The sequence below is a fragment of the Streptomyces sp. BL1 genome (genome assembly GCF_057628045.1).
Genome location: NZ_JBXYWZ010000002.1, coordinates 402,031 through 425,089 on the forward strand (window position 1 = coordinate 402,031; position 23,059 = coordinate 425,089).

Consider the following 23,059-nt stretch of genomic DNA (forward strand, 5'->3'; position numbering starts at 1 on the left):
CAAATGCGGCCCGACTGCGACACGGGGGACGGCATCCGCCGTCGTCACCACAGGTGGGGCAGGGGTCAACTGCCGCCCACCCCAGTGTGCAGGTTTCACCTGTGCGCAGCCTGATACGGGCGTGTCGGAGACGGGCCGCCGGGAGACGCGGAAGGCCCCCGCCCGTGGAGGCGGGGGCCTCTCGCAGGGGCCTCTTGCGGGGGCGGGCGTCAGTGCGCGTCCGCCGTGGGCTTGATGTCCCGGGGGATCCAGGCCCAGGTGAGGGCGGCGGCCGCCAGAGCCAGCACGGCGCCGAGGAGGAACGCCGGGGTGACGCCCAGGGTGTAGGCGTGGGAGGCCTGGGCCAGCAGCTCGTGCCCCGCGGCGCCGTCCAACTGACCGGCTACGTGGGCCGCTTCGCCGATGGAGTCGCGCACTCCTTCGGTGGCGGCGGGGTCGAGACCGAGGTCGGGGAGGTTGCCCCGGTACAGCGCCGTGGCGATGCTGCCCAGGGAGGCGACGCCGAGCGCCGCGCCCAGTTCGTAGCTGGTCTCGTCGATGGCCGCGGCGCCGCCGACGTCCGCCGTGGGCGTCACGGACATGAGGGTGACGGAGGCGACGGTGGTCGCCACGCCCACGCCGAGGCCGAGGACGGTGAGGGAGAGCGCCATGACGGGGTAGCCGATCCCGGTGACCTGCTGGACGCACCAGGGCAGCGCCAGCCCCGCGGCGAGCAGGACGAGGCCGCCGCCCATGACGTGCCGTACGGGGAAGGTGTGCATCAGCCGCGGCGTGATCATCGAGGTGACGACGAGGGCGAGCGGTGCGGGCAGCAGCCGCAGTCCGGCCTCCAGCGGGGTGTAGCCCTGGGCGTACTGGAACCACTGGGTGAGCAGGAACAGCACCGCGCCCATGCCGACCATCGCGAGGAAGATGGAGGCGGCCGCCACGGAGAAGGCCCGGTTGTGGAACAGCCGGACCTCCAACAGCGGGTTGTCCAGCCGGAGTTGGCGGCGCACGAAGACGGTCAGGACGACGGCGGCGAGAGCCAGCAGCAGCCACGGCAGGGGCGCGCCCAGGCCGCTCTTGCCGAGCTGCTTGATGCCGCCGGCGAGGGCGACCATGCCGACGATGGACTGACCCACGCCCCACCAGTCCCACCGGCCGGTGCGCGGGGAGCGCGACTCGGGCAGCAGCCACAGACCGAGGACGACGGCGACCACGGCGACGGGGATGTTGAGGAGGAACGCGGCGTGCCAGCCGAAGTCCTCCACGAGCAGGCCGCCGATGATCGGGCCCAGCGCCATGCCGCCGCCGAGGACGGCGGTCCACACCGCGTACGCGAAGGCCCGCTCGCGGCCGTCGGTGAACACGTGCCGCAGGATCGACAGCGTCGAGGGCATGATGGCCGCGCCGCCGACACCCAGCAGCGCACGCGCCGCGATGACATGCCAGGCCGATGTCGCGAGGACGGCGAGCAGCGAGGCGACAGCGAACAGGACGAAGCCGAGCAGCAGCAGTCGCTTGCGTCCCCAGCGGTCGCCGAACGCGCCTGCCGTGACCAGCAGCCCGGAGAGGGCCAGCGCGTACGCGTCGATGATCCACAGCTGTTCCACGGAGCCGGGCTGCAGGTCGGCGACGAGGGAGGGGAAGGCGACGTTGAGGATCGTGGTGTCCATCGCGATCAGCAGGAGGCTGCCGGAGAGGATCGCGAGAATGCCCCACCGCCGCGGGTGAACGGCGGTGGCGGGTGCGGCGGTTGCAGGCCCTGATGACCCGGACATGAGTTCCTCAATCGGTGACGGTCGATGAGACGTTGTCATCTCACGTGAGACACCAATGTATCAGAGCAGCCCGATGTCATCCCTTTCCGCAGGTCACGGCAGTACGGGCACCGCTCGTCACCCGTCGGCCGCGGTGGAAACGGCGGAGGTCTCACGCCCGGGCCCACGCACGATCACCGGCCGGCCGGCGAGGGGCCGCACCTCCAGTGGTAAGGGTTCAAAACGGACCAATTGCTCCAGAACGGGGGCGAGGTGGAGACCGTCCCGGACGCGGCGGAGGAGTTCCTCGGTCACCACGACAGCCGGAGCGACAGTGGCGAGTTCGGCCCGCAGCTCCTCCACGGTCGCCGCCGCTTCGAGCCGGGCCATGTAGCCGGGCGTCGTCGTCAACGCGCTGCCCAGCTGCGGCCACTGCTCGGCGATTCCCACCCATTTGCCCAAGTGCTGCGGTGTGATGGCGCTCTCGACGAACACCTCGCGTTCGTAGGCGAGCGTCAGCGCCAGGGAGACATGGTTGATCATGCGCTTCGCGGTGCGGGGGTTCGCCGGCAGATAGCGCAGGACTTCGTCCTCGGCGCCCCGCCGCGCCCGCTCGTACAACGCGGCCAGACGCACGTCGTCGGGGGCGCCCGACGACGTTCCGCCGCCCGGGGCCGGGGATGCTTCCTCCCCGGGGCCGGCGTCCAGCGTCTTCTCCGCCTCCAGGAACCGCTCCTCGTACTCGTCCGCGGCCCGGATGAACTCCCGGTGGCTGTCGAGGAACGCCGGCACCAGAATGAGGACCCCGGCGACGGCCGAGACCGTCAACAGGCGCCGCCAGCCCATGTCTTCACCGAGCGCCAGGTGGGTTGCCAGTACGGCCACGAAGCACGCGGCCGCGGACCACACGACGCGCTCTCCGGCCGTACGCCAGAACCCGCGCGCGGACAGACTGCCGCCGCCCGCTCCGCTCGCAGCCACGGCGACGACGAGCACCACCACGGCGACGCACAAGGGTCCGGCCCAGAGCAGCCCCGCGGCGCCGACTCCGGCCGCCCGGGCGAACATGACGCCGGCCAGGGTCTGCGCGAACATCCGCAGGGACCGTTCCAGGGCGTAGGTCAGGAAGGTGGGTGTCATGCCGCTCCCTCCCAGCGCGGCGGCCCGCCCCCGGCGGACGCCGGGCGCACGAAGAGACGGCCGACGGATTCCGGGCTGAGCGGCGGCAGGTTGAACCGCATGCTGATGAGCTTGTCCAGGTACAGCTCCCCCAGCGCGACATCCGGCGGGCCCTCCTCGCCGTTCTGGTAGCGCGCGGCGGCGGCGGAGGCGAGCGGGGCGAGGTCGGAGATCAGGACGACCACGACGCCGGGGTGGTCCAGGAGTTGGGTGACGGTCTCGCACACGCCCAGCGCCTTCTCCGGCGGGCACCGCTCCAGGTCGTCGATGAAAATCACCAACCGCCGCGCTCCGACCGGAAGTTCGTCGCCCGGCATCGGCGGAGGAGAACGCAGCGCTTGCCGGACGAGCCGTCCCAGGTTCTCCCGCGCCTCCGCGACCGCCCCCTGGGCTGCCACGTCCCGGGGCGATTCGAGGTAGGCGCCGAGCGAGCCGCCCATCTTGTACGCCCGGGTCGCCAGAGCGATCAGGGCGGAGGCCGCGGCGAACAACACGACCGGGTTGGGGCCTTGTTCGGCGAGGTCGCCGACCGGGCCGAGCTTCGCCCGCAGCTCCGGGACGAACAACACCAGAGCGGCCAGGCCCGCGAAGGCCGCGAGCGCCGCCAGCAGCCCCTGCACCAGCCGTCGGGTCCAGCGCTGCGCCGGCATGAGCAGCGTCGCGGGAAGCGGCTGCAGCACACGCCACCAGATGCGCCGTCGCGGGGCCAGCAGGCGGGCGACGCAGCCGGCCAGCGCGACACCCACCTTCTCCGCGTCGGCGTGATGCCAGGCGTTGAACCAGCACGTCATCGGCTCATCGGCCCAGAAGCCCCAGTTCTTCTTGCTGTGCAGCCGGTGCTCGATGAGGTGGGCGAGCGAGGTCTTGCCCGAACCCCACGGGCCGCTGAGCGCCACCACCATCGGCGTGGCCGTGCACCGGTGCAGGAAGAAGTTGGCGAACACCCCGGCGTACACGCCGAAGTCGAACCGGTCCTGTGCGGCGCTCCGTACAGGACTGTCGGGCACCATGTTCGGCGCTGCCGACCCCCCGTGGCCCTTGGTCATGCCGCCGCCCCCTCGACTTACGAGTCATTCTGCGGCTGCCCGCCCGCCGGAGAGCGGAGCGGGCGCCTCACGTCTCCCGCCGGGCCGGGGATTCACCGAGCCGGCCGGCACGCGAGGTGCGGACGGGCCTGCCGGTGGCCGCCGGTTCCCGTCCGCGTCCGCCGCCCTCCGCCTGCCGTGCGGGGGCTGTTCCGCTGTCCGGCACAGCCCGTGTACGCCAGGGGCTGCAGGCCCACCGACTGCGAAATGCGGCTCAAGTGGCCGAGGTCGGGGCGCGGGTGTCCGGAGGCTGGCCGTCCGGGACGGTGGCGGCGAGGGTGGGGGCACCGGCTCGCCCCGTACGGGGGGCGGCGAGAGGAGTCACGCAATGGACATGACCCTGGAAGTGCTTCTGCTGCCCGTCTCGGACATCGACCGCTCCCTTGCCTTCTACCGGGACAAGGTCGGCTTCAATGTCGACGTCGACAGGGAAGTGATGCCCGGGACGAGGATCGTTCAGCTCACGCCGCCCGGCTCGGGCTGTTCGGTCGCGCTCGCCGTGGGGCTGCCCAATCCCACGGGTACACCCCAGCCCGGCACGTACCACGGCCTCCAGCTCGTGGTGGCCGACATCAAGGCGGCCCGGGAGGAACTGATCTCGCGCGGCCTGGAGGTGTCCGAGACGGAGGAGTACGCGCCGGACGACGGCGGCACGTTCATGTACTTCACCGACCCGGACGGCAACGGCTGGGCCGTCCAGGAGTTCCGCAAGCGGGCCGTCACGCCGTTGCACGCACAGCTGACAGAAGAGCACGCGGGCTGAGGCCCGGGAACGGGGCAACCGCCTTACCCTGCCCGCACGTTGGACCGGGCGGGCCGTACGCGCGGTGCGCCCCGTTCCCGCCGCAGCCGCCGGGAGCAGGCGGCACCGTCACCGCCGGCACACACACGCGCCGGCGCCGCTCTCCGATCCGCAAACCGCCCTGAACGCCTCAGGGAGAGAGCATGGACGGCCAGACCGAGCGGCGCACACCGAGAGTTCCGGAGACGGACCCGACACTGGGGATCGTGGTCCCCGCCGAGTGGGAGGGCGAGCCCCGGCACCGGCTGGTGACCGTCGGCGACTCCCTCGTGCACGGCTTCCAGAGCGGCGCGGTCTTCCACACCGACCTGTCGTTCCCCGCGATCATCGCGCACGAGCTGGGCTGGAGCGAACAGTTCCGCTACCCCTCCTACAACGGGTACGGCGGACTGCCGCTCAATATCGAATTCCTGCTGCGGGACCTGGAGTCACGTTACGGCCGCGCGGTCGACTGGTGGGAGATGCCGCTCGCGCTGTTCCGGGCCCGCCAACTCCTGGACAGGATCGAGGACTACTGGGAGCGCGGCCCCGGCGCGGTGGTGCCCCGTACGGCCGCCATCCAGCACAACCTCGGGGTGTCCGGCTGGGACATGCACGACGCCCTCGTGAAGTCCGCCGACGTGTGCCGCGACCGGGTGGGCTCCCCCGACGACAACATGATCAAGCAGACCGTGGAGAACTCCGGTGAACGCGCGGCCCTGCGCGTCCTGCCCACCGAACCCGCGGGCGCCGGCGCGCTGACCCAGCTGGACGCCGCCGCACGGCTCGGCACGGAGACCGGGGACACCGACCCCGACCACGGCATCGAGACCCTCGTCGTCTTCCTCGGCTGCAACAACGCGCTCAAATCGATAACCCAACTGCGCCTGGTGTGGAGCGGCGAGGGACACGAGGACCTGGAACGCAAGAAGGAGTACACCGTCTGGCGGCCCGCGCACTTCACCGCCGTACTCCACCAAGTCTCGGCGCAGGTACGGGAGATCGCCGCCCGGCACGTCATCTGGTGCACGGTGCCGCACGTGACGGTCGCACCCCTGGCGCGCGGCGTGGGCGCCAAGTCCACGACCTACCCGGCGTACTTCCCGTACTACACCCGCCCCTGGATCAGCGACCGCGACTTCGACCCGAAGCAGGACAAGCACCTCACAGAGCACGACATACGGGCCGTCGACGACGCCGTCGACGACTACAACGACGCCATCACCGAGGAGGTCCGGCAGGCGCGCCACGCCGGCAAGGACTGGTATCTCCTCGACACGGCGGGCCTGTTGGACCGGCTCGCGTCACGCCGCTACATCGAGGACTCCGCGGCCCGCCCGCCCTGGTGGAAGCCCTACCCGCTGCCGCCCGAGCTCCAGGCCCTCGACCCGCCGCCCACCACGCACTTCCTCGCCGCCGACGGCGGACGGCGCACCGCCGGCGGGCTGTTCTCCCTGGACGGGGTGCACCCGACGACGGTCGGCTACGGCATCCTCGCCCAGGAGGTGATCCGCGTGATGCGGAAGGCCCGGGTGGAGTTCCGGCGTCCCGACAATGTCACCCGCCGCCGCGACCCCGTGTACGTGGATTTCAACCGCCTCATCCGCCGCGACACGCTGATCAACCGGCCGCCGGGGAACCTCACTTCCAGCCTCGGAGTCCTCGCCTGGGGCGACGAGACCCTCGACCTCATACGCCGCGCCCTGCCCTTCGGCACGTGACGGCCGGTCGGCCATCCGGCTGTGCGGGGCGAACAGACGCTCGCGTAACCGCCGTTGGGGCCCGCTCGTTGACCCGGTGGCTGCGCTGAACCGGCGCGTGCCCTGAGCGGACCGCCGCTTTCAATCCTGGAGAAGCGGCGGCCCGGTCGGGGCCGCCCCACGGGCCCCCGCCCTCTCCTGTTACGCCGTCAGCCTTGCGCGCAGCGCCCCCGAGCCGGGCCCTTCCCGCGCGGTCGACCCTCGCGTACCTCTGCACGCTCCATTGACGTGTTGCACGCCGTGTCACTACATTCACGGCAGATTTCGAACAATGGTCGATATGTCGAACGTGAGGCGGCGTCAGCAGCCGTGCCGGGCGCGGGATTTCGCGTGCCCGGCGCCGGAGTGCGCGCGCCGTGTACCGCCCGTACCTCATCGCGCTCCACCACTTGCAGACCGGGAGTCTCATCCATGGCGATCTCACGACGCACCGTCCTGAACGGGGCCGGAGCCACGCTCGGCGGGGCGGTCGGTGCCCCGCTGCTCACCGCGATGCCCGCGTCGGCGGGCGGAGCGGCGGGTGCAGCGACGGCACAGCCGGATCTGGTCACCCCGTCGGGACGTACCGCCGATCTGCGGACAGGCTGGCGGTTCGCGCTGGTGAACACCACCGGCGAGGACGCCGAGCAGCCCGCGCCCGGTGACGCGTCGTGGCAGCCGGTGGATCTGCCGCACGACTGGAGCATCGGGCTCGACCCCGTCAAGGGGCCGCACACGACGGCCGGTTCGGGTTATCTGCCGGGCGGGCTCGGCTGGTACGAGAAGACGTTCACGTTGCCGCGGCAGACCGCCGGGAAGCGGCTCTCCCTGGAGTTCGACGGCGTCTACATGGACGCCCGCGTCCACTTCAACGGCAAGCTGGTGGCCACCCACCCGTACGGGTACACCGGATTCGCCGCCGACGTGACCGAGCTGGCGCACACCGACGGCCGTACGGCCAACACCGTGGCCGTCCGGGTCCGCAATCAAGTGCCCAGCAGCCGTTGGTACTCCGGCAGCGGCATCTACCGCGATGTGCGGCTGGTGGTCACCGATCCGGTGCATGTGGTGCGGCACGGTGTCACCGTCACCACGCCCGGGCTGGAGAAGGCGTACGCCGCGGGCCACGCCGACGTACGGGTCCAGACGCGCGCGGTCAGCACCGAGCGCACCGTACGCGCCGAACTGCGGGCGACCGTTCTGGACGCCGACGGGCAGCAGGTGGCCACCGAACAGACCCCGGTGACGCTGGGCACCCAACCCTCCGACACCAAGCTGGACTTGCGACTGTCCGACCCCCACCTGTGGTCGACGAGCAGTCCGTACCGCTACACGCTGGTGACCCGGCTGTCGGTCGGCGGGCGGACGGTGGACGAGACCCGTACGGCGTTCGGGCTGCGCTGGTTCGCGATCGACCCCGACCGCGGCTTCGCCCTCAACGGCGAGAAGGGCAAGCTGCACGGCGTCAACCTGCACCACGATCTCGGCGCGCTGGGCGCCGCGTTCCACCCGGACGCGGCCCGCAGACAGCTGGAGGTCATGCGGGAGATGGGCGTCAACGCGCTGCGCACCTCGCACAATCCGCCCGCGCCACAGTTGCTGGACCTGTGCGACGAGCTCGGATTCGTCACCATGGTCGAGGCGTTCGACTGCTGGCGCACCCCCAAGAACCCTTACGACTACGGCCGGTTCTTCGACGCGCACAGCGACGCCGACATCCGCGAGATGGTGCACGCCGCCAAGAACTCGCCGTCCGTGGTGATGTGGTCGATCGGCAACGAGATTCCCGACAGCACCAGCGAGGCGGGCGTCGGCATGGCGCGCAAGCTGGTGGACGCGGTCCGCGAGACCGACCCCACCCGTCCCGTGGTGATCGGCACCGACAAGTACCGCAGCGTGCCGAAGGACGGCTCTCCGCAGGACCGCATCCTGCGCATGCTCGACGGCATCGGGCTGAACTACAACACCGCCGCGTCCATCGACGCCCTGCACAAGAAGTACCCCGGCACGTTCTTCCTGGAGGCCGAGTCCTCCTCCTCGACCTCCAGCCGCGGCGTGTACGACAGCCCGGGCCAGCTCAACACCGGGGAGAACTACAGCCCAGGGCGGCGCGGCACCTCCTCCTACGACAACAACCTCGAGTCGTGGACGATGAGCGGCGAGTACGTCCTCAAGCAGGACCGCGACCGGCAGTTCTTCGCCGGGCAGTTCGTGTGGACGGGCATCGACTACCTCGGCGAGCCCACCCCGTACGAGGACGTGTACCCGGTCAAGTCGTCCTTCTTCGGCGCGGTGGACACCGCGGGCTTCCCCAAGGACCAGTTCCACCTCTTCCGCAGCCAGTGGCACGACGAGCCGATGGTGCACCTGCTGCCGATGGACTGGAGCAGCCACCGCCGCAAGGAAGAAGTCACAGTGTGGGCGTACACGAACGCCGACAGCGTGGAGCTCTACCTCAACGGCCGCTCCCTGGGCGTGCGCCGCTTCGACCGCAAGACGACCGTGTACGGCGCGGAGTACCGGGAGACGACCGAGGCGACCGGTGACGACAAGACCGTCACCTCCGGCCCCTACCCCGGCAGTTACACCAGCCCGAACGGCAGCGCGGGCAAGCTCCATCTGACGTGGACGGTGCCGTTCATGCCGGGCAAACTGCTCGCGGTCGCCCGCCGGGGCGGCAAGGAAGTGGCCCGGGACACGCTGCGCACGGCGGGCGAACCCGTGGCCGTACGACTCACGCCGGAGCGCAGAACGGTCACCGCGGACGGGCGTTCCCTGGTCTTCGTGGCAGCCGAAGTGACGGACGCGCGGGGCGTCTTGGTGCCCGACGCCGACCATGCGCTCACCTTCGCCGTACGCGGTGGACGCCTGGTGGGCGCCGATGCCGGACAGCAGGAGAGCGCGGAGAACTACCACTCCCCCACCAGGGCGGCCTTCCACGGCAAGGCGGTGGCCATCGTGCAGGCGGGCCACGGCTCCGGCACGCTCACGGTGACCGCACGGGCGAAGGGGCTGCGCACCGGTACGGCCGCCGTACGGCTCACGGGCGGACAGGGCGCGGTCTCCCGCTCCAACACGCCGACGGAGCACGACAGTTCTTCGGATGCGAGCACGGCGCGCAACGAGGGGCCCACGGCCGACGCCTCCTTCTCCGGCGCGCCCGACACCCTGCCCGCCGCCATGCTGGACGGTGCGACGGGGACCGGCTGGTCCAACGCGTACAAGATGAAGGCCACAGCCCTGCTCCCGGAGATCAGCAAGGCGCACGCCCACGACTGGGTCTCGCTCACCCTGCCCGCCCGGCAGCGCGTCACCGCGCTGGAGGCGGACTTCACCGTGGACGGCACGCACACGCTGCCCACGAAGCTCGCCGTCAGCCACTGGAACGGCCGGGCCTGGATACCGGTGGACCGGCCGCAGATCACCTGGGCGGACGGTTCGGTCAAGCCCACCCGGATCACCTTCGAGGCGGTGACCACGACGCGGCTGAAGCTGGAGATGACCAGCCGTCACCCGCACGAGGCGAACGGCTTCCTGCGCATCACCCGGCTCGCGGTGCCGGGCAGCGGGGGTGACGACTGAGCGAGCCGGGTGCGCCAAAGGCCACAAGCCCCTCGGTGGGGTTGTCCCCCTGGGAATCCACCTGCGTGCCGGATGTCGCGCGGGCGGCCCGGTCGGCGATTGTCGGTTCCTCGAAGCGAGTTGTGACCGACTCGCATTGTTCCCGGGGGAAGTGGCCACTGTGCGATTCCGGAGTTACCGAACGGCTGCCGTTGTCGTGGCGCTGGGCCTTGCCGGCGGGGCGTTGGTCCCTGCCGGCGGGGCGTCGGCGCCCGCCTCGGCAGCGCCCCGTCCGGCCGTCGACGGCGTGTGGCGCGTGAACGGCTACGGCGCCGTCGTGTCGATCGCCGACGGACGGCTGCAGGAGTACCAGACCACCTCTGTCAGCTGCCTCAAGGGCGACGCCGCACGGCAGACAGCGCCCGGCAGATACAGGACTGCCGAAGGGCAGGTGTTCACCGTGCGGCCCGGCGGGTCGCTGCGTGTGGCCGGTTCGCCGGGAGACAGGACGCTGCGGCGGCTCGACCGGCTCCCGGCCGAGTGCCGGCGCCCCGCGGGCCGGGGCCCGGTGGCGGCATTCGACGTGTTCTGGCAGTCCTTCGCGGAGAACTATCCCTTCTTCGCCGCCAAGGGAATCGACTGGCGCGCCGTACGGGACACGTACCGTCCCAAGGTGCACGCGGACACGACCAGGCGCGAACTCTTCGCCGTGTTCAGCGAGATGGTGCGGCCGCTCCACGACGCGCATGTGGCCGTCGTCGACGGGGAGCGCCGCTTCGCGCAGGTCCGCCCCGGCACGACCATGCCCAGCGAGGAACTGGACACGAAGGTCATGAAGCACATCGTGCGGCGCGACCTCCGCGGCGAGAAGCCGCGGGAATTCGCCGGGGGCCGGATCCACTACGCGGACCTGCCCGGCGGCCAGGGCTACCTGCGCCTCTCCGCATTCGCCGATTACGCCGGGCGGAACCCTTCCTACGACGCCCACACTGCCGAACTCGACGAAGCGCTCGACGCCGTCTTCACCGCCCGGCGCACGGCCTCCCTCAGGGGGCTGATCATCGATCTGCGGATCAACGGCGGCGGTTACGACTCCCTCGGGCTGCACCTGGCCGGGCGTCTGACCGACTCGCCCTACCTCGCCTACAGCAAGCGCACCCGGTACACGCCCCCGCAGCCCGTACCCGTACGGCCCGCGCGGGACGTTCCGCGCTACAGCGGGCCGGTCGCGGTGCTCACCGGCGGCTCGACGATCAGCGCCGGCGAGACCTTCACCCAGGCGCTCATCGACCGGCCCGGCAGGACCGTACGCATCGGGGAGTCCACCCAGGGCGTCTTCTCCGACACCCTGGAGCGCAACCTCCCCAACGGCATGGTTGTCGCGCTCCCGAACGAGGAGTTCCTGACCCGCTCGGGCCACACCTTCGACGGCGCCGGAATCCCACCACACCACCGCACCCCGGTCTTCACGGAGGAGGAGTTCGCGAAGAACCGCGACTCGGCCTTCGACGCCGCCCGCGACACGCTTCCGCGCCGGGGGCAGTGAACGGAGGGGTGGGTCCCGCCTGTTGAGCGAGCCGTCCGCACGACCTGGCGCTCGGGCCGGCCTGCTGTGGGGCAGGCCGGCCCACGACACTCCGGCCGGCCCACGCGACGGTCACCGACCGTCCGTGGGACGGGAGTCGGGCATCGCAGGCCGACTCGCCGTGCTCCGCATCTCAGACGGCCGACCAGCCGTTGTCGACGGGGAGGATGACGCCGTTGACGTTGCTCGCCGCGTCGGAGGCGAGGAAGACGATGGCCGCGGCCTGTTCGGTGGCCTCGGACACCCGGCCGATGTTGCCCATGTAGGTGCCGAGGACGCCCGGGCCGTGCGCCTCGCGCTCGGCCTCGAACTGGATGTTGGTGATCGTGCCGCCGGGTGCGATGGCGTTGGTGCGGATGCCCTGGTCCCGGTACATCACCGCGAGGGACTTGGTGAGTCCGGCGACGCCGTGCTTGGCGGCCGTGTAGGCCGCGCCGGCCGCGCTGCCGCGCAGGCTCGCCTCCGAGGCCGTGTTCACGATCGCGCCCTTGCCCGCCGCGAGCATGTGCGGCAGCGCGGCACGGGCGAGGAGGAAGGGCGCGGTGAGGTTGATGCGGATCAGCCGCTCCCACTCCGCGTCGGTCACGTCCCCCGCCGCGGACATGCTGTCCATGATCCCGGCGTTGTTGACGAGGACGTCCAGACCGCCGAACGCGTCCACGGCGGTCGCCACGACCTCGTCGACGACGCCCTGTTCGCTGAGGTCGCCGACGACCGCGCGCGCCGTGCCTCCCGCCGCCTCGATCTCCTCGACCGCCGCCTTCGCCGTCTCCGGATTGAGGTCGGCGATCAGGACCTTCGCGCCCTGAGCGGCGAACTGCAGCGCGGCCGCCCGGCCGATACCGGACCCGCCGCCCGTGACGACGACGCTGCGCCCTTCGAAACCGTTGCTGCCGACCATGCTGCCGCTCCCTCGCTGTGGACCCCGCGGTGTTCACCGTACAACTTAATGGCACGGTGTGCCATAAAGTAATCGGAGAGACTGAACGCAGCACCACATGGCACAGCGTCGGACCGGGTGAGCCGGGCCGCGAGCGGGAGGTACGGGCATGGCGGAGAAGGCACAGCCGCAGAGCGGTGCGCGCATGGGCCGGCCGCCGCTGTCGGAGTCCCGCAAGACGGCCACCCGGCTCACCATCGCGCGCGAAGCCGTACGGCTGTTCACCGCGCAGGGCGTCGCGGACACCTCCAGCGACGAGATCGCCCGGGGTGCCGGAGTGTCCGTACGCACTCTGTGGCGCTACTTCCCCGCCAAGGAACAGTGCGTACGGCCGCTGCTCGTCGGCGGACTCGACGCCACCGCGCGCCTGTTGGACGAGTGGCCGCGGGACCGCCCCCTGCGCGAGGCCTTCACGCGGGGCCCGCTCATGTCGTCGGCATCCGCCGAAGACAGCGCGCCGCTGCGGGACTTGGTGCGCCTCACCCGCGAGGAACCGTCCCTGCGCGCGGTATGGCTGGAGGTCCACCGCGACGCCGAGGCAGTCTTCGCCGCGATCCTCGCGCGCCGCGCCGGACACTCCCCGGACGCGCTGGAGCCACGCGTACAGGCCGTCATGCTCAACGGCGCGCTGCGGATCGCCGCGGAGGAGTGGGCACGCAGCCCGGAAGCCACAGACGGCGACGACCCCACAGCGGCAATCCGCCGCGCCGTCCGGATCGCCGCGGCGGGGCTCCCCGACTGAGCGACACCACGGGCAGCCGGGCACGCGACCGAACCACGGTGACCGCGACGGCGAAGCCGAGCTGCTTCGCCGACGACGCGGCCGCGGTCAACCACCTCACGGCCGAACGGGCCGCGCTGGAGGCGACCACCGCGTTCCACGGCTGAGTGCCGCCCCTCGGCACGGGGGGCGGGGTGCGCGGATGCCGTGGGGGTCGGGGACGGCCGTTCCCGATTCGGGCGGGAGCGGCCGTCCCCGGGCGCGGGCAGCCGGCTCCCCTCGGGGCTTGCCGCGCCCTGCCCTCCTGGCTGCGACGGGATTCCGTAACACGGCTTCCGCCCTGGAGCAGCACCGGAGGGCGAAGCCGGGACCGCAGACGGCGATACAGCCCCAGCAGGCCTTACCGGATCGGTTGTCACGGCTCCGGGGTCTCGGGGGCCTGGAAGGCGGACGTCCTGCGGTACTGCGCGGCGTTCACTGCCTTCCACCCAGCAGCGTAAAACATGGACGCCGCTGATCGGCACCGGATATCGCCGCCTGTTTCCGGAATTCCGCAAACTCGTCCCGGTGTCGGGCCCGGCGGAGTCCCGTCAGCGGTCCGCAGGAGAGGCGCGTGGACATGAAGCGGAGGGTGGTCCGCATTCCCATCTCCTTTTCCAGTGCGGCGTGTTGGACTGGAGACGTGGGCCATCTGGAAGGGCCGCGGAGGGAACATGACGGTCGGTTCCCGTGCGGCCGGTGCCGCCGCTGCCCGCGGCGCACCGCAGCGGCCTGGGGTGCGGCACGGCTCCCCCCGCGCGCCCCAGGCCGCGCCCGCGCACAAACCGCGCCCGAGCACACCACTCCTGACGGCCGCTCACTTCCCGCGGGATCCCGGCGGATCCCGCGGGTCTCAGCAGGACGGCACCGGAACAGCACCGGAACGGCATCCAGCGCGAAGCCGCAGCGGGGGACGACGGGCCGCACGGGCCCCAGCCCTCGCACCCGTCCGTTCACGACAGTCCGCTGCTCCACAGGGGCCCCGTCACCGACCACTCGCGTTCCCACGCGACGAGCCGGTGCCGGTCGACCACCCGGCACAGCACGACCCGGACGCACAGCGCCAGCGCACCCGTGGCGATCCCGGCGATGATGCCGAACACCGCGGCGTGCACGTCCCCTTCACCTACGTCGAGGGCGCGGTCGACGAGCGCACCCCGGTCGTCGAGCCACACGTCCACCGCCGCACCGGCCCGCTGGTCCGATTCCACCAGCACCTGCTCCCGGCGGACGGTGCCGTCCTTCTCCTCCCAGCGCACCGGGGCGCGGACCCGGGTTTCCGACCCCTCCTGCGTCGTCGGCACCCGGACCGGGACTTTCCGCACGAGTACGCCGGTCACGCGGTGCCGCTCCTGGCGCTGCTGCGCGAAGTTCTCCTGCGCCGCGCCTGCCGCGGACGTCCCCACGTAGATCCCGCCGGCGATCATGGCCACGAAGGACAGCAGAACGATCCACGCCTCCGCCCGGTCCGAGGCACGCCTGAGCGGGTTGTACCGCCACCGCCACAGCGGAACCCTTCCGGCCATCCCCCTGCCCCCTCCCCCTGGCCCACGTCCACAGTGACGCCCCGACAGGCCCCGCGTGTGGGGCCGTTTCGGGCCATGCTCTGTCCTGAAAGCGCCGAGCCAACGGCAACGGGCCGCGGGAACACGGGACATGCTGGTCGGCGAGCGGAGCGGCGCCGCACACGCGGAGGAAAGGCCACGCACGCCACGCCGCCGGCAGGGACATCCGCCACGCAGTACGTACGGCGGGAGGCGTTCCGGCCCGGGACGGAACTCGTACTCCAGCAGGAGCGGGAGGCGCCGGAGGCGCCCGCCCCGTCGGCCGGCCGGACACGGAGCACGACGACGTCATGAGGATGAGGCCGGACACGCACCGGTGTCACCTGCCGGGCGTAGGCAGGGCCGGGACCTACTCCTTCAGCGGTACGGAAAGTCGCGCCCGACAGCCGACGACACCGGCCCGCGGCAGCGCCATCGTTGGGCTATGAACGGGAAGCCCAGCAGTCATCCGAGTCGCCGGAGCCGGCCGTGAGCCCGCTCCTGGCGGCAGTGTTGCTGTCACTGGTGTCCGCGGTCGCCTATGCGGCGGCGGCCATCCTCCAGGAACGGCTCGCCGTGTCCCTCACGACGCACGGCCGCCGGGCGCGGCTGCGCGCCCTGTTCGCCTCGGGTCGCTGGTGGCTGGCCCTGGCACTGCAAGGTGTCGGCGCGCTGCTGCACGTGGTGGCGCTCGGTCTCGGGCCGCTCAGCGTCGTGCAGCCGCTGGGCGTGCTGACGCTGGTGGTCGCGGCGCCGATGGCGGCCGTGTTCGTCAAACGGCGGGTCACCGGGGCCGGTTGGCGCGGCATCCTGCTCACCTCCGGCGGCCTCGCGGGGATTCTGCTGCTGACCGGCGCGTCCTCCGGCTCCGCTGTCGTACTGGACAGCGGGCAGCAACTCGCCCTGGCGGCCGCCGTCGCGGCCGCGCTGGTGGCGCTGGCCGTGACGGGTGTGGCGGGCGGCCGGCGCAATGTACGGGTGCGGGCCGTGATACTGGCAGCCGTCGCGGGCATCGCCTACGGCGCGGGATCCGTGTACGTGAAGACGGCGGCCGAGTCCTGGGACCGGCTGACGCTTCCCGGACTGCTGCTGCTCGCCCTGGTGACAGCCGCGTTGGCGGTGACGGGGCTCGGCGCGTCGCAGGCGTCCTTCCGGGGTGCGGGACTGACCGCGCCGCTGGCCACGACGACGGTGCTCAATCCGGTGATGGCCGCGATGATCGGCGTCCTGGTGCTCAACGAGGGCTTCCGCTACGGCACGACCGGCCAACTCGCCGCCGCCGCTGCGGGGTTGGTGGCCACCTGGGGCCTGGTACGGCTGTCCGTCGACAGCGCGGGCCGGCAGAACACCGGACCGGTACGGGTGCAGCCCGCCGCCGGTGCGGCCCCGTACGGGCGCGGCGACTCGTACGGGCCCGGCGACACGTACGGGCGCGGCGGCGAGGGGCCGCACGGCAAGGACGTCATCCCCTCCCCCGTGGTGGCCCGCGCTCCGGCCCCGACAACGACCCCCGTACAGAAGGGCGTTGTTCTCCAACCCCCTGCCCCCGGGCCGAAGCCGCCCCGCCTCGTGGCGCCCTGACCTCGCGCCACCGCCGATCGTGGCCGCCCTGCCCGCCTCCCCGGAGGGCGGCCCCCCGGCAGCAGGGGCGGACGGGCCCCGGCCCCGCCCGCCCCTGCGCCTGCCGGCGTGACCGCCGCGGCGGTCACGCCGTGCTCTGCCGCTGTCACGCCGTCAGCTCCCGTACGAGTGCTGCCACTTGCTCCGTCTCGATGAGGAAGCCGTCGTGCCCGTACGGCGACTCGATCACCCGGTGCCGGTCGGCGCCGGGGAGGCCGGCCGCCAGCTCGGCCTGCCGGCTCGGCGGGTAGAGACGGTCGGAGTCCACGCCGGCGACCAGCGCGGGCGCGGTCACGCGGCGCAGCGCGGACGCCGTACCGCCGCGGCCGCGGCCGATGTCGTGGGCGTTCATCGCCTCGGTGAGCAGGACGTAGCTGGCGGCGTCGAAGCGGCGGACCAGCTTGTCGGCGTGGTGGTCGAGATAGGACTCCACCCGGTAGCGCCCGCCGCGCCAGGGGTCCTCGGTGTCCTGGGGTGCGCGGGCGAAGCGGGCCTGGAGTTCGGGTTCGCTGCGGTAGGTGATGTGGGCGAGGCGGCGGGCCAGGCCGAGGCCGGCGTGCGGGCCGTGTCCGGCGGGTGCAGTGTGGTAGTGGCCGCCGTTCCAGTGCGGGTCCGAACGGATCGCGTGCAGCTGGACGTTGGCCCACGCGATCTGTTCGGCTCCGGTGGCCGCGGGCGCGGCGAGGACCAGGAGGGCGCCCGTACGGGAGGGGTGGGTGACGGCCCATTCCAGGGCGCGCATGCCGCCCATGGAGCCGCCGACGACGAGTGCCCAGCGCTCGATGCCGAGCGCTTCGGCGAGCCCGGCCTCGGCCGCGACGTGGTCGCGCTGGGTCAGGTACGGGAAGCCGCCGCCCCACACCCGCCGCCCGTCGGGGCGCGTCGAGGCGGGCCCGGTCGAACCCTGGCAGCCGCCCAGCACGTTGGGCGCCACGACGAAGAACTTCTCCGTGTCCAGGGCCCGTCCGGGACCGATGAGCCCGTCCCACCACCCCGGGCTCGGATGCCCCGGACCAGCCGGGCCGGCGGCGTGGCTGTCGCCGGTGAGGGCGTGTTCCACGAGCACCGCGTTGGAGCCGTCCGCCGCGAGGCGGCCCCATGTCTCGTAGGCGAGGCGGAGGTCGGGCAGTTCGCCGCCGGCCTCCAACCGGAGCGGGGCTTCCCGTACGTACCAGCGGCGGCGGCCCGCCGGATCCCCCTCCCGCCAGGCGCCGGTGGCGGGCGGGAGGGGTGTGGCGACGGGCGCGGACGCCGTCAGGACGCGGCCCCCTTCGCCGCGCGGAAGCCTGCCTCCAGGTCCGCCTTGAGATCCTCGATGTTCTCCAGACCGGCCGACAGCCGCACCAGTCCGGGGCCCGCACCCGTGGCGGCGAGCTGTTCCTCGTCCAGCTGGCTGTGGGTGGTGGAGGCGGGGTGGATGATGAGGCTGCGCACGTCGCCGATGTTGGCGAGGTGGCTGAAGAGCTGCACCGCGTCGACGAAGCGCTTGCCGGCCTCGACGCCGTCGCGCAGCTCGAAGGAGAGCACCGCGCCCGCGCCGTCGGGCAGATAACGCTCCGCGTTCCCGCGCCAGTTGCTGGAGGCGAGCCCCGGATAGTGCACGGCGGCCACCTCGTCGCGCTGCTCCAGCCATACGGCCAGGGCCAGTGCGTTGGCGGAGTGCCGGGCGATGCGCAGGCTGAGCGTCTCCACGCCCTGCAGCAGCAGGAACGCGCTGTGCGGGGAGAGGGCGGGGCCGAGGTCGCGCAGCAGCTGCACGCGGAGCTTGACCGCGTAGGCGGAAGGTCCGAGGTCGGGCCAGTAGCGCAGACCGTGGTAACTGGGGTCGGGCTCGTGGAAGCCGGGGAACCGCGCGGCCCGTTCACCCGTACCGAAGTCGAAGGTGCCGCCGTCCACGACCACTCCGGCGATCGCGTTGCCGTGCCCGCCGAGGAACTTGGTCGCCGAGTGCACGACGATGTCCGCCCCGTGCTCAAGAGGCCGCAGCAGGAAGGGAGTCGGCACCGTGTTGTCGACGATGAGCGGCACGTCCGCCTCGTGCGCGACGTCGGCGACTCCGCGTACGTCGAGGACGTCGCCGCGCGGATTGCCCAGCGTCTCCGCGAACAGCGCCTTCGTCTCCGGCCGGATCGCGGCGCGCCAGGCGTCCAAGTCGTCGGGGTCCTCGACGAAGGACACCTCGATACCGAACCTGGGCAGCGTGTGCCGGAAGAGGTTGTACGTGCCCCCGTACAGCGACGTGCTGGACACCACGTGGTCGCCGCTGCCCGCCAGGGTGAGCAGCGCGAGCGTCTCGGCCGCCTGCCCGGAGGCGACGGCGACCGCCGCGACGCCGCCCTCCAGAGCGGCGATGCGCTGCTCGAAGACGTCCTGGGTGGGGTTGTGGATGCGGGTGTAGATGTTGCCCGGCTCGGCCAGCGAGAACAGGTCGGCGGCGTGCTGGGTGTCGCGGAAGACGAAGGACGTCGTCTGGTAGATGGGCACGGCCCGGGCCCCTGTCGTGGGGTCGGGCTCGGCGCCGGCGTGGATCTGCTTCGTCTCGAAGGACCAGGCGGTGGCGTCCGGTTCACCACCGGGCTGTTCGGGCGTGTGCCCCGCGGTGACGGCGTCGACGGGCGGCCGGCTGCTGGATTCGGGCATGGCTGTGTGCTCCCTGGCGCTCAAGGTGGTGCTGAAGTGCTGCGGCGTGCGACGGTGATGACGGTGCGTCAGCGCGCGGCGGGACACGCGGCACTGGTGACGCGCCCGTAATCCACGTGGCGCCGGGTCACGAGTACGGCCATGCCCTCAGCACACCACACGAACATCGCGGTGAAAGGGGGTGCGCGACAGGATTCACGGACCCGCAACGCGCCGTACGCAAAGGGCGAGGCGGCACGCAGCCGGCGCTCAGTCCTCGTCTCCCTGCCACGTCCAGCGCGGCACCTCGTTCAGGGGGTACAGGTCGGCGTCGGTGGCGGCCCGCGAGTTCTGCTGGGCGACCTGGGAACCGAACGCGATGTGCGAGCGCACCGCTTCGCGGAACGCCTCGTCCTTCGGCATGTCCGCCTCGTCGAACGCGGCCATGTAGAGCTCCCCGAACCGCTGCCGCTGCTCGTCGTCGATGTTCAGGTGCCGGTGCACCCGGACGATGTGGTCGAAACCGAGCTCGCGGGTGAAGCGGTCGGGCCCGCCGAAGGATTCGGCCGTGAACCACGACAGATGGTCCACGTGATGCGGCCGACGCTCCGGGAACAGGGGCTTGAGCACCGGATCGGCCAGCACCTTGGCGTAGAAGATCTCCTCGACGCGGCGGAACGCCTCGTCTCCCCCGGCGTGCTCGTACAGACTCGGCATGGGCCCCCCGCAGCGTCCGGAACCGGCACAGCGACGCTCCACGTTAGCCCCTGCCCGCCCCGTACGGCCCGAAGCCGCCGCGCATCTACGGCAACTGAGCCCCCGTCACCTACCGCAGGATGCGCTGCCCGGGACAGCGGGCGACCCAGGCGCTGAGAGCCGCGCCCCCGGGTACCGGCCTGACGCTCCCTCACCACGGCTCCCGCCGGGGTCAGTTGTGGAGGAAGTAGAGGAGGGTCATCGTGGCGGCGGTGGTGAGGAGTGCGGTGCGGAGGACGTTCGCGGGGAGGCGGCGTACGAGGTGGGCGCCGGTGTAGCCGCCGGCCACGCCGCCCACCAGCATCGCGGCGAGGAGCAGCGGAGTGTGCAGCGCGTCGGAGGCGAAGAGGAAGAGCACGGCCGCGCTCACGTAGACGGCGGCGAGCTGGGTGACGCGCATCGGGTTGCCGGCCGCGGCGTCGAGGCCGAGGCCGATGCTCCACAGGGCGAGCATCAGGATGCCTACGGCTCCGCCGAAGTATCCGCCGTACAGGGCGAGGAAGAACTGGCCGATGAGGACGGCGCGGGGGCCCATGCCGAGGGGCCGTCCCAGGGCGGCGGTCAGCGCGCGGGAGAGGTGGCGGCCGAAGGCGAGGATCACCGTGGCGAAGGCGAGCAGCCACGGCACCGCGGCATCGAACGAGGCGGCCGGCAGTGTCAGGAGCAGGCCCGCGCCGAGTCCGCCGCCGATCACGCTGATGGCGGTCAGCGCCTTGGTGGAGGTCGCCCCGACCGGGGCCAGTTGGCGGCGGTAGACCCACGCGCTGGCCACGGCTCCGGGGACGAGGGCGACGGTCGACGAGGCGTTGGCCGTCACCGGGGAGAGGCCGGCGGCGACCAGCGCGGGCAGGGCGACGAACGTGCCGCCACCGCCGATGGCGTTCAGGATTCCGGCCGCGGCGCCGGCGAGCAGGAGGAGCAGTATTTCGGACACCCGTCGAGCATCGCCCGCTGCCGGGTGGGGCCACAATGCGTGATCGGCGTACCCGGCCTCAGGCACAGCCTAAGGCAGAGTCGTAGACTCGTACGGTGCGCTACGACCTGGACGACTTGCGGCTCTTCACCGGCATCGTGACGGAGGGGTCGATCACGGCGGGTGCCCGCCGGATGCATCTGAGCCTGCCGTCGGCCAGCGCGCGGGTGCGGGCGCTGGAGCACAGCGCCGGTGTGGAGCTGCTGGTGCGCGGCCGGCGCGGCGTCCAACCCACCCCGGCGGGTACGGCGTTGGCCCGCCACGCGCGCGATGTCCTCGCCCGGACGGCGCAGCTCGAAGGGGCCGTCGCCAGCTACGCCCGCTCCCCCGCGGCACCGCTGACGCTGCTGGCAGGCGGGTCCGCGATGCACCGTCTCGTACCGCAAGCACTGGTCTCGTTCCTCCGCGCGCACCCGGACGTGGACGTCGACGTGTCCGAGAGCCGCACGCCGCGTACGGCACGGAAGCTCGCCGACGGTGCGGCGGATCTCGGCGTCCTGGTCGACAACGAGGTCCGCGACACCGGCCTGGACACCGAACCCCTGGGCGACGACTCCCTCGTGGTGATCGGACAGGCCGACGGGGTGCTGGCCGGACGTACGGCGCTGGCCTACGACGAGGTGGCCGAGCACCCTCTCGTCGGGCTCGCCCCGGGATCCTCACTGCGGCGCTGGATCGAGAAGCACCTCGGCCCGCACGCCCCGGCCGTCCGCTACCGCACGAGCGTCGCCGACATGAGCACCCAAGTCGCCCTCGCGGCCGCCGGCGTCGGACTCGCCGTCGTACCGCGCCGCGCCGTCGACCCCGACCGGCCGCTGGAGGTCTGCGACCTCCAGGACACCTGGGCCCGCCGCCACCACCTGCTGGCCTGGGGAGCGACAACGCGGCCCTCCCCGGCCGTCACAGCCCTCGCGGACCACCTCCACCAAGCGGCCCGCTCCGAGCCGCCCTTCCCCAACAGGCCCACCACTCCCGGCCCGCCAGGACCCGCGTACGACAGCTGACCGGGACACTTGAACCGCTGCGCCAAGTGCCCCGGGTCACGGGGCACTTGGGCACTCGCCACTCAGGCGGCGTTGAACGCCTTCTCGACGGTCAGCGTGTCCTCGTACAGGTGCATGCGGACGATCCGGTTGTCCTCGACCCTCAGGTGCATGGCCGCCGGTGTGGTGAACTCCTTCCCTGTGGCCACGACGGTGTGCGTCCAGACCGCCAGCAGTACGACGTCACCGCCGTCGACGATGACGCGGTCCAGCACGACCTCGCTCCTGCCGTGCGCGAAGTGCGGCCACATCGTGGTGAAGTACGGCGCGACCTCCTCCCGGCGGGTACGGCGCCCGGTCCAGGGCAGCGCGTCACTGCCGGGTACCTACAGCTGTGTGGCGCCGCCGTCGACGAACAGTTCCGCTCCGGTGGTGAAAGTGCTCTGGTCACCGGCCAAGTAGAGGGCGGTGGCGGCGACTTCGTCCGGACGGCCGACGCGGCCGATCGGAGTCAGTGGGGCGGCCCCGTCCGCGGTGGGCCGCTCGCCGTGCGGGAAAGCGGCGAAGAGCTCTTCCAGGCCCGGGGTCTCGACAGGGCCGGGGGTGAGGGCGTTGACGCGGATTCCGCGGCCGGCCAGTTCGGCGGCCCAGGTGCGGGCGAGGCTACGGATCGCGGCCTTGGTGGCTGCGTAGACGCTCAGGCCCGGGGTGGCCCGATGGGCCGAGCTGGAGGAGAGCAGCAGCACCGAGGCGCCGGCCGTCAGCAGCGGCAGCGCCTTTTGGACAGTGAAGACCGTGCCCTTGAAATTGATCGAGGCGGTGCGGTCGTACTCCTCCTCGGTGATCGCGCCGAGCGGGCCGTATTCCCCGACTCCGGCGTTGGCCACCACGATGTCCAGGCGGCCGCTGCGGTCCGTGATCTCGGCGAAGAGCCGGTCGAGATCGCCGAGGTCCGAGGCATCGGCCTGGATCGCGATGCCGCGGGCGCCGACCTGTTCGACGGCCGCATCCAGCGCGACCTTGCGGCGCCCGGTCAGGTAGACGGTCGCGCCCTCGGCGGCGAAACGGCGGGCGATCGCCAGACCGATGCCGCTGGATCCGCCGGTGACGAGGGCGGTCTTGTCGTCCAGTTGTCCCATGGGACTCTCCGATTTCTTGAGGTAACCATTTTGGTTACATTGATGAGCGCGGA

At 72.1% G+C, this 23,059-nt stretch carries 18 protein-coding genes and 1 pseudogene; 7 read left to right on the forward strand and 12 right to left on the reverse strand.

The window, feature by feature from the left end:
* Positions 1-209: 209 nt before the first annotated feature.
* From AC3AGO_RS01985 to AC3AGO_RS02000, 4 genes and pseudogenes are all read right to left on the reverse strand, one after another.
* On the reverse strand, positions 210-1,763 hold the full coding sequence (locus AC3AGO_RS01985) for an MFS transporter (protein ID WP_487818327.1): 1,554 nt from the start codon (positions 1,761-1,763) through the stop codon (positions 210-212).
* Positions 1,764-1,880: 117 nt separating this feature from the next.
* A complete protein-coding gene (locus tag AC3AGO_RS01990; protein WP_487818328.1) occupies positions 1,881-2,882 on the reverse strand; it encodes a hypothetical protein in 1,002 nt (333 codons plus the stop codon).
* Complete coding sequence (locus AC3AGO_RS01995) at positions 2,879-3,361, reverse strand: P-loop NTPase fold protein (RefSeq protein WP_487824510.1); 483 nt, start codon at positions 3,359-3,361, stop codon at positions 2,879-2,881. The genes AC3AGO_RS01990 and AC3AGO_RS01995 overlap by 4 nt, the downstream gene beginning before the upstream one ends.
* A 318-nt stretch (positions 3,362-3,679) precedes the next feature.
* Positions 3,680-3,967: pseudogene (locus tag AC3AGO_RS02000) on the reverse strand (P-loop NTPase fold protein); the annotation flags it as partial.
* A 367-nt stretch (positions 3,968-4,334) separates the two neighbouring features.
* Between AC3AGO_RS02000 and AC3AGO_RS02005 the strand changes: the two are divergent.
* From AC3AGO_RS02005 to AC3AGO_RS02020, 4 genes are all read left to right on the forward strand, one after another.
* Entirely contained in the window at positions 4,335-4,769 is a 435-nt protein-coding gene (locus tag AC3AGO_RS02005) for a VOC family protein (RefSeq protein WP_487818329.1), read from the forward strand.
* 182 nt (positions 4,770-4,951) lie between these two features.
* Positions 4,952-6,508 (forward strand): SGNH/GDSL hydrolase family protein, encoded by a 1,557-nt coding sequence (locus AC3AGO_RS02010; protein ID WP_487818330.1) that lies wholly within the window; start codon positions 4,952-4,954, stop codon positions 6,506-6,508.
* 450 nt (positions 6,509-6,958) lie between these two features.
* Positions 6,959-10,108, forward strand: a complete 3,150-nt coding sequence (locus tag AC3AGO_RS02015; RefSeq protein WP_487818331.1) for a glycoside hydrolase family 2 TIM barrel-domain containing protein — start codon at positions 6,959-6,961, stop codon at positions 10,106-10,108.
* Positions 10,109-10,268: 160 nt separating this feature from the next.
* Positions 10,269-11,633: a S41 family peptidase gene (locus AC3AGO_RS02020; RefSeq protein WP_487818332.1), complete on the forward strand. Its 1,365-nt coding sequence runs from the start codon at positions 10,269-10,271 to the stop codon at positions 11,631-11,633.
* A 172-nt stretch (positions 11,634-11,805) separates the two neighbouring features.
* Here AC3AGO_RS02020 and AC3AGO_RS02025 read toward each other — a convergent pair whose 3' ends face one another.
* On the reverse strand, positions 11,806-12,573 hold the full coding sequence (locus AC3AGO_RS02025; RefSeq protein WP_487818333.1) for an SDR family NAD(P)-dependent oxidoreductase: 768 nt from the start codon (positions 12,571-12,573) through the stop codon (positions 11,806-11,808).
* A gap of 148 nt (positions 12,574-12,721) precedes the next feature.
* Between AC3AGO_RS02025 and AC3AGO_RS02030 the strand changes: the two genes are divergently transcribed.
* A complete protein-coding gene (locus tag AC3AGO_RS02030; protein WP_487818334.1) occupies positions 12,722-13,354 on the forward strand; it encodes a TetR/AcrR family transcriptional regulator in 633 nt (210 codons plus the stop codon).
* A gap of 971 nt (positions 13,355-14,325) precedes the next feature.
* Here AC3AGO_RS02030 and AC3AGO_RS02035 read toward each other — a convergent pair.
* Positions 14,326-14,898, reverse strand: a complete 573-nt coding sequence (locus tag AC3AGO_RS02035; protein ID WP_487818335.1) for an Rv1733c family protein — start codon at positions 14,896-14,898, stop codon at positions 14,326-14,328.
* Positions 14,899-15,405: 507 nt separating this feature from the next.
* Between AC3AGO_RS02035 and AC3AGO_RS02040 the strand changes: the two genes are divergently transcribed.
* Entirely contained in the window at positions 15,406-16,497 is a 1,092-nt protein-coding gene (locus tag AC3AGO_RS02040; protein WP_487818336.1) for a DMT family transporter, read from the forward strand.
* A 145-nt stretch (positions 16,498-16,642) separates the two neighbouring features.
* Here the strand turns inward: AC3AGO_RS02040 and metX are convergent, their stop codons facing one another.
* The 4 genes from metX to AC3AGO_RS02060 all read right to left on the reverse strand — a co-directional run bounded on the left by metX (position 16,643) and on the right by AC3AGO_RS02060 (position 20,845).
* Complete coding sequence (gene metX, locus AC3AGO_RS02045; RefSeq protein ID WP_487824511.1) at positions 16,643-17,794, reverse strand: homoserine O-acetyltransferase MetX; 1,152 nt, start codon at positions 17,792-17,794, stop codon at positions 16,643-16,645.
* The gene (locus AC3AGO_RS02050) at positions 17,791-19,176 is read right to left on the reverse strand and encodes a bifunctional o-acetylhomoserine/o-acetylserine sulfhydrylase (RefSeq protein ID WP_487818337.1); all 1,386 of its coding nucleotides are present in this window, start codon (positions 19,174-19,176) and stop codon (positions 17,791-17,793) included. The genes metX and AC3AGO_RS02050 overlap by 4 nt, the downstream gene beginning before the upstream one ends.
* A gap of 249 nt (positions 19,177-19,425) precedes the next feature.
* Positions 19,426-19,872: a group II truncated hemoglobin gene (locus tag AC3AGO_RS02055; RefSeq protein WP_487818338.1), complete on the reverse strand. Its 447-nt coding sequence runs from the start codon at positions 19,870-19,872 to the stop codon at positions 19,426-19,428.
* Positions 19,873-20,083: 211 nt separating this feature from the next.
* Entirely contained in the window at positions 20,084-20,845 is a 762-nt protein-coding gene (locus AC3AGO_RS02060) for a sulfite exporter TauE/SafE family protein (RefSeq protein WP_487818339.1), read from the reverse strand.
* 95 nt (positions 20,846-20,940) lie between these two features.
* On the opposite strand from AC3AGO_RS02060, the gene AC3AGO_RS02065 reads away from it, so the two are divergent.
* Positions 20,941-21,888, forward strand: coding sequence for a LysR family transcriptional regulator (locus AC3AGO_RS02065; protein WP_487818340.1), 948 nt, complete (start codon positions 20,941-20,943; stop codon positions 21,886-21,888).
* A gap of 62 nt (positions 21,889-21,950) precedes the next feature.
* Here AC3AGO_RS02065 and AC3AGO_RS02070 read toward each other — a convergent pair whose 3' ends face one another.
* Positions 21,951-22,235: a nuclear transport factor 2 family protein gene (locus tag AC3AGO_RS02070; protein WP_487824512.1), complete on the reverse strand. Its 285-nt coding sequence runs from the start codon at positions 22,233-22,235 to the stop codon at positions 21,951-21,953.
* An 18-nt stretch (positions 22,236-22,253) separates the two neighbouring features.
* Positions 22,254-23,006: an SDR family oxidoreductase gene (locus AC3AGO_RS02075; RefSeq protein WP_487818341.1), complete on the reverse strand. Its 753-nt coding sequence runs from the start codon at positions 23,004-23,006 to the stop codon at positions 22,254-22,256.
* Between the last annotated feature and the right edge of the window lie 53 nt (positions 23,007-23,059).

Excerpts from the sequence above, each read along its gene's own strand:
- AC3AGO_RS02055 (WP_487818338.1), bottom strand. The coding sequence starts at position 19,872 with ATGCCGAGTCTGTACGAGCACGCCGGGGGAGACGAGGCGTTCCGCCGC.
- AC3AGO_RS02030 (WP_487818334.1), top strand. The coding sequence starts at position 12,722 with ATGGCGGAGAAGGCACAGCCGCAGAGCGGTGCGCGCATGGGCCGGCCG.
- AC3AGO_RS02005 (WP_487818329.1), top strand. The coding sequence starts at position 4,335 with ATGGACATGACCCTGGAAGTGCTTCTGCTGCCCGTCTCGGACATCGAC.
- AC3AGO_RS02050 (WP_487818337.1), bottom strand. The coding sequence starts at position 19,176 with ATGCCCGAATCCAGCAGCCGGCCGCCCGTCGACGCCGTCACCGCGGGG.
- AC3AGO_RS02010 (WP_487818330.1), top strand. The coding sequence starts at position 4,952 with ATGGACGGCCAGACCGAGCGGCGCACACCGAGAGTTCCGGAGACGGAC.
- AC3AGO_RS02075 (WP_487818341.1), bottom strand. The coding sequence starts at position 23,006 with ATGGGACAACTGGACGACAAGACCGCCCTCGTCACCGGCGGATCCAGC.
- AC3AGO_RS01990 (WP_487818328.1), bottom strand. The coding sequence starts at position 2,882 with ATGACACCCACCTTCCTGACCTACGCCCTGGAACGGTCCCTGCGGATG.
- AC3AGO_RS02025 (WP_487818333.1), bottom strand. The coding sequence starts at position 12,573 with ATGGTCGGCAGCAACGGTTTCGAAGGGCGCAGCGTCGTCGTCACGGGC.
- AC3AGO_RS02015 (WP_487818331.1), top strand. The coding sequence starts at position 6,959 with ATGGCGATCTCACGACGCACCGTCCTGAACGGGGCCGGAGCCACGCTC.
- AC3AGO_RS02035 (WP_487818335.1), bottom strand. The coding sequence starts at position 14,898 with ATGGCCGGAAGGGTTCCGCTGTGGCGGTGGCGGTACAACCCGCTCAGG.
- AC3AGO_RS01995 (WP_487824510.1), bottom strand. The coding sequence starts at position 3,361 with ATGGGCGGCTCGCTCGGCGCCTACCTCGAATCGCCCCGGGACGTGGCA.
- AC3AGO_RS01985 (WP_487818327.1), bottom strand. The coding sequence starts at position 1,763 with ATGTCCGGGTCATCAGGGCCTGCAACCGCCGCACCCGCCACCGCCGTT.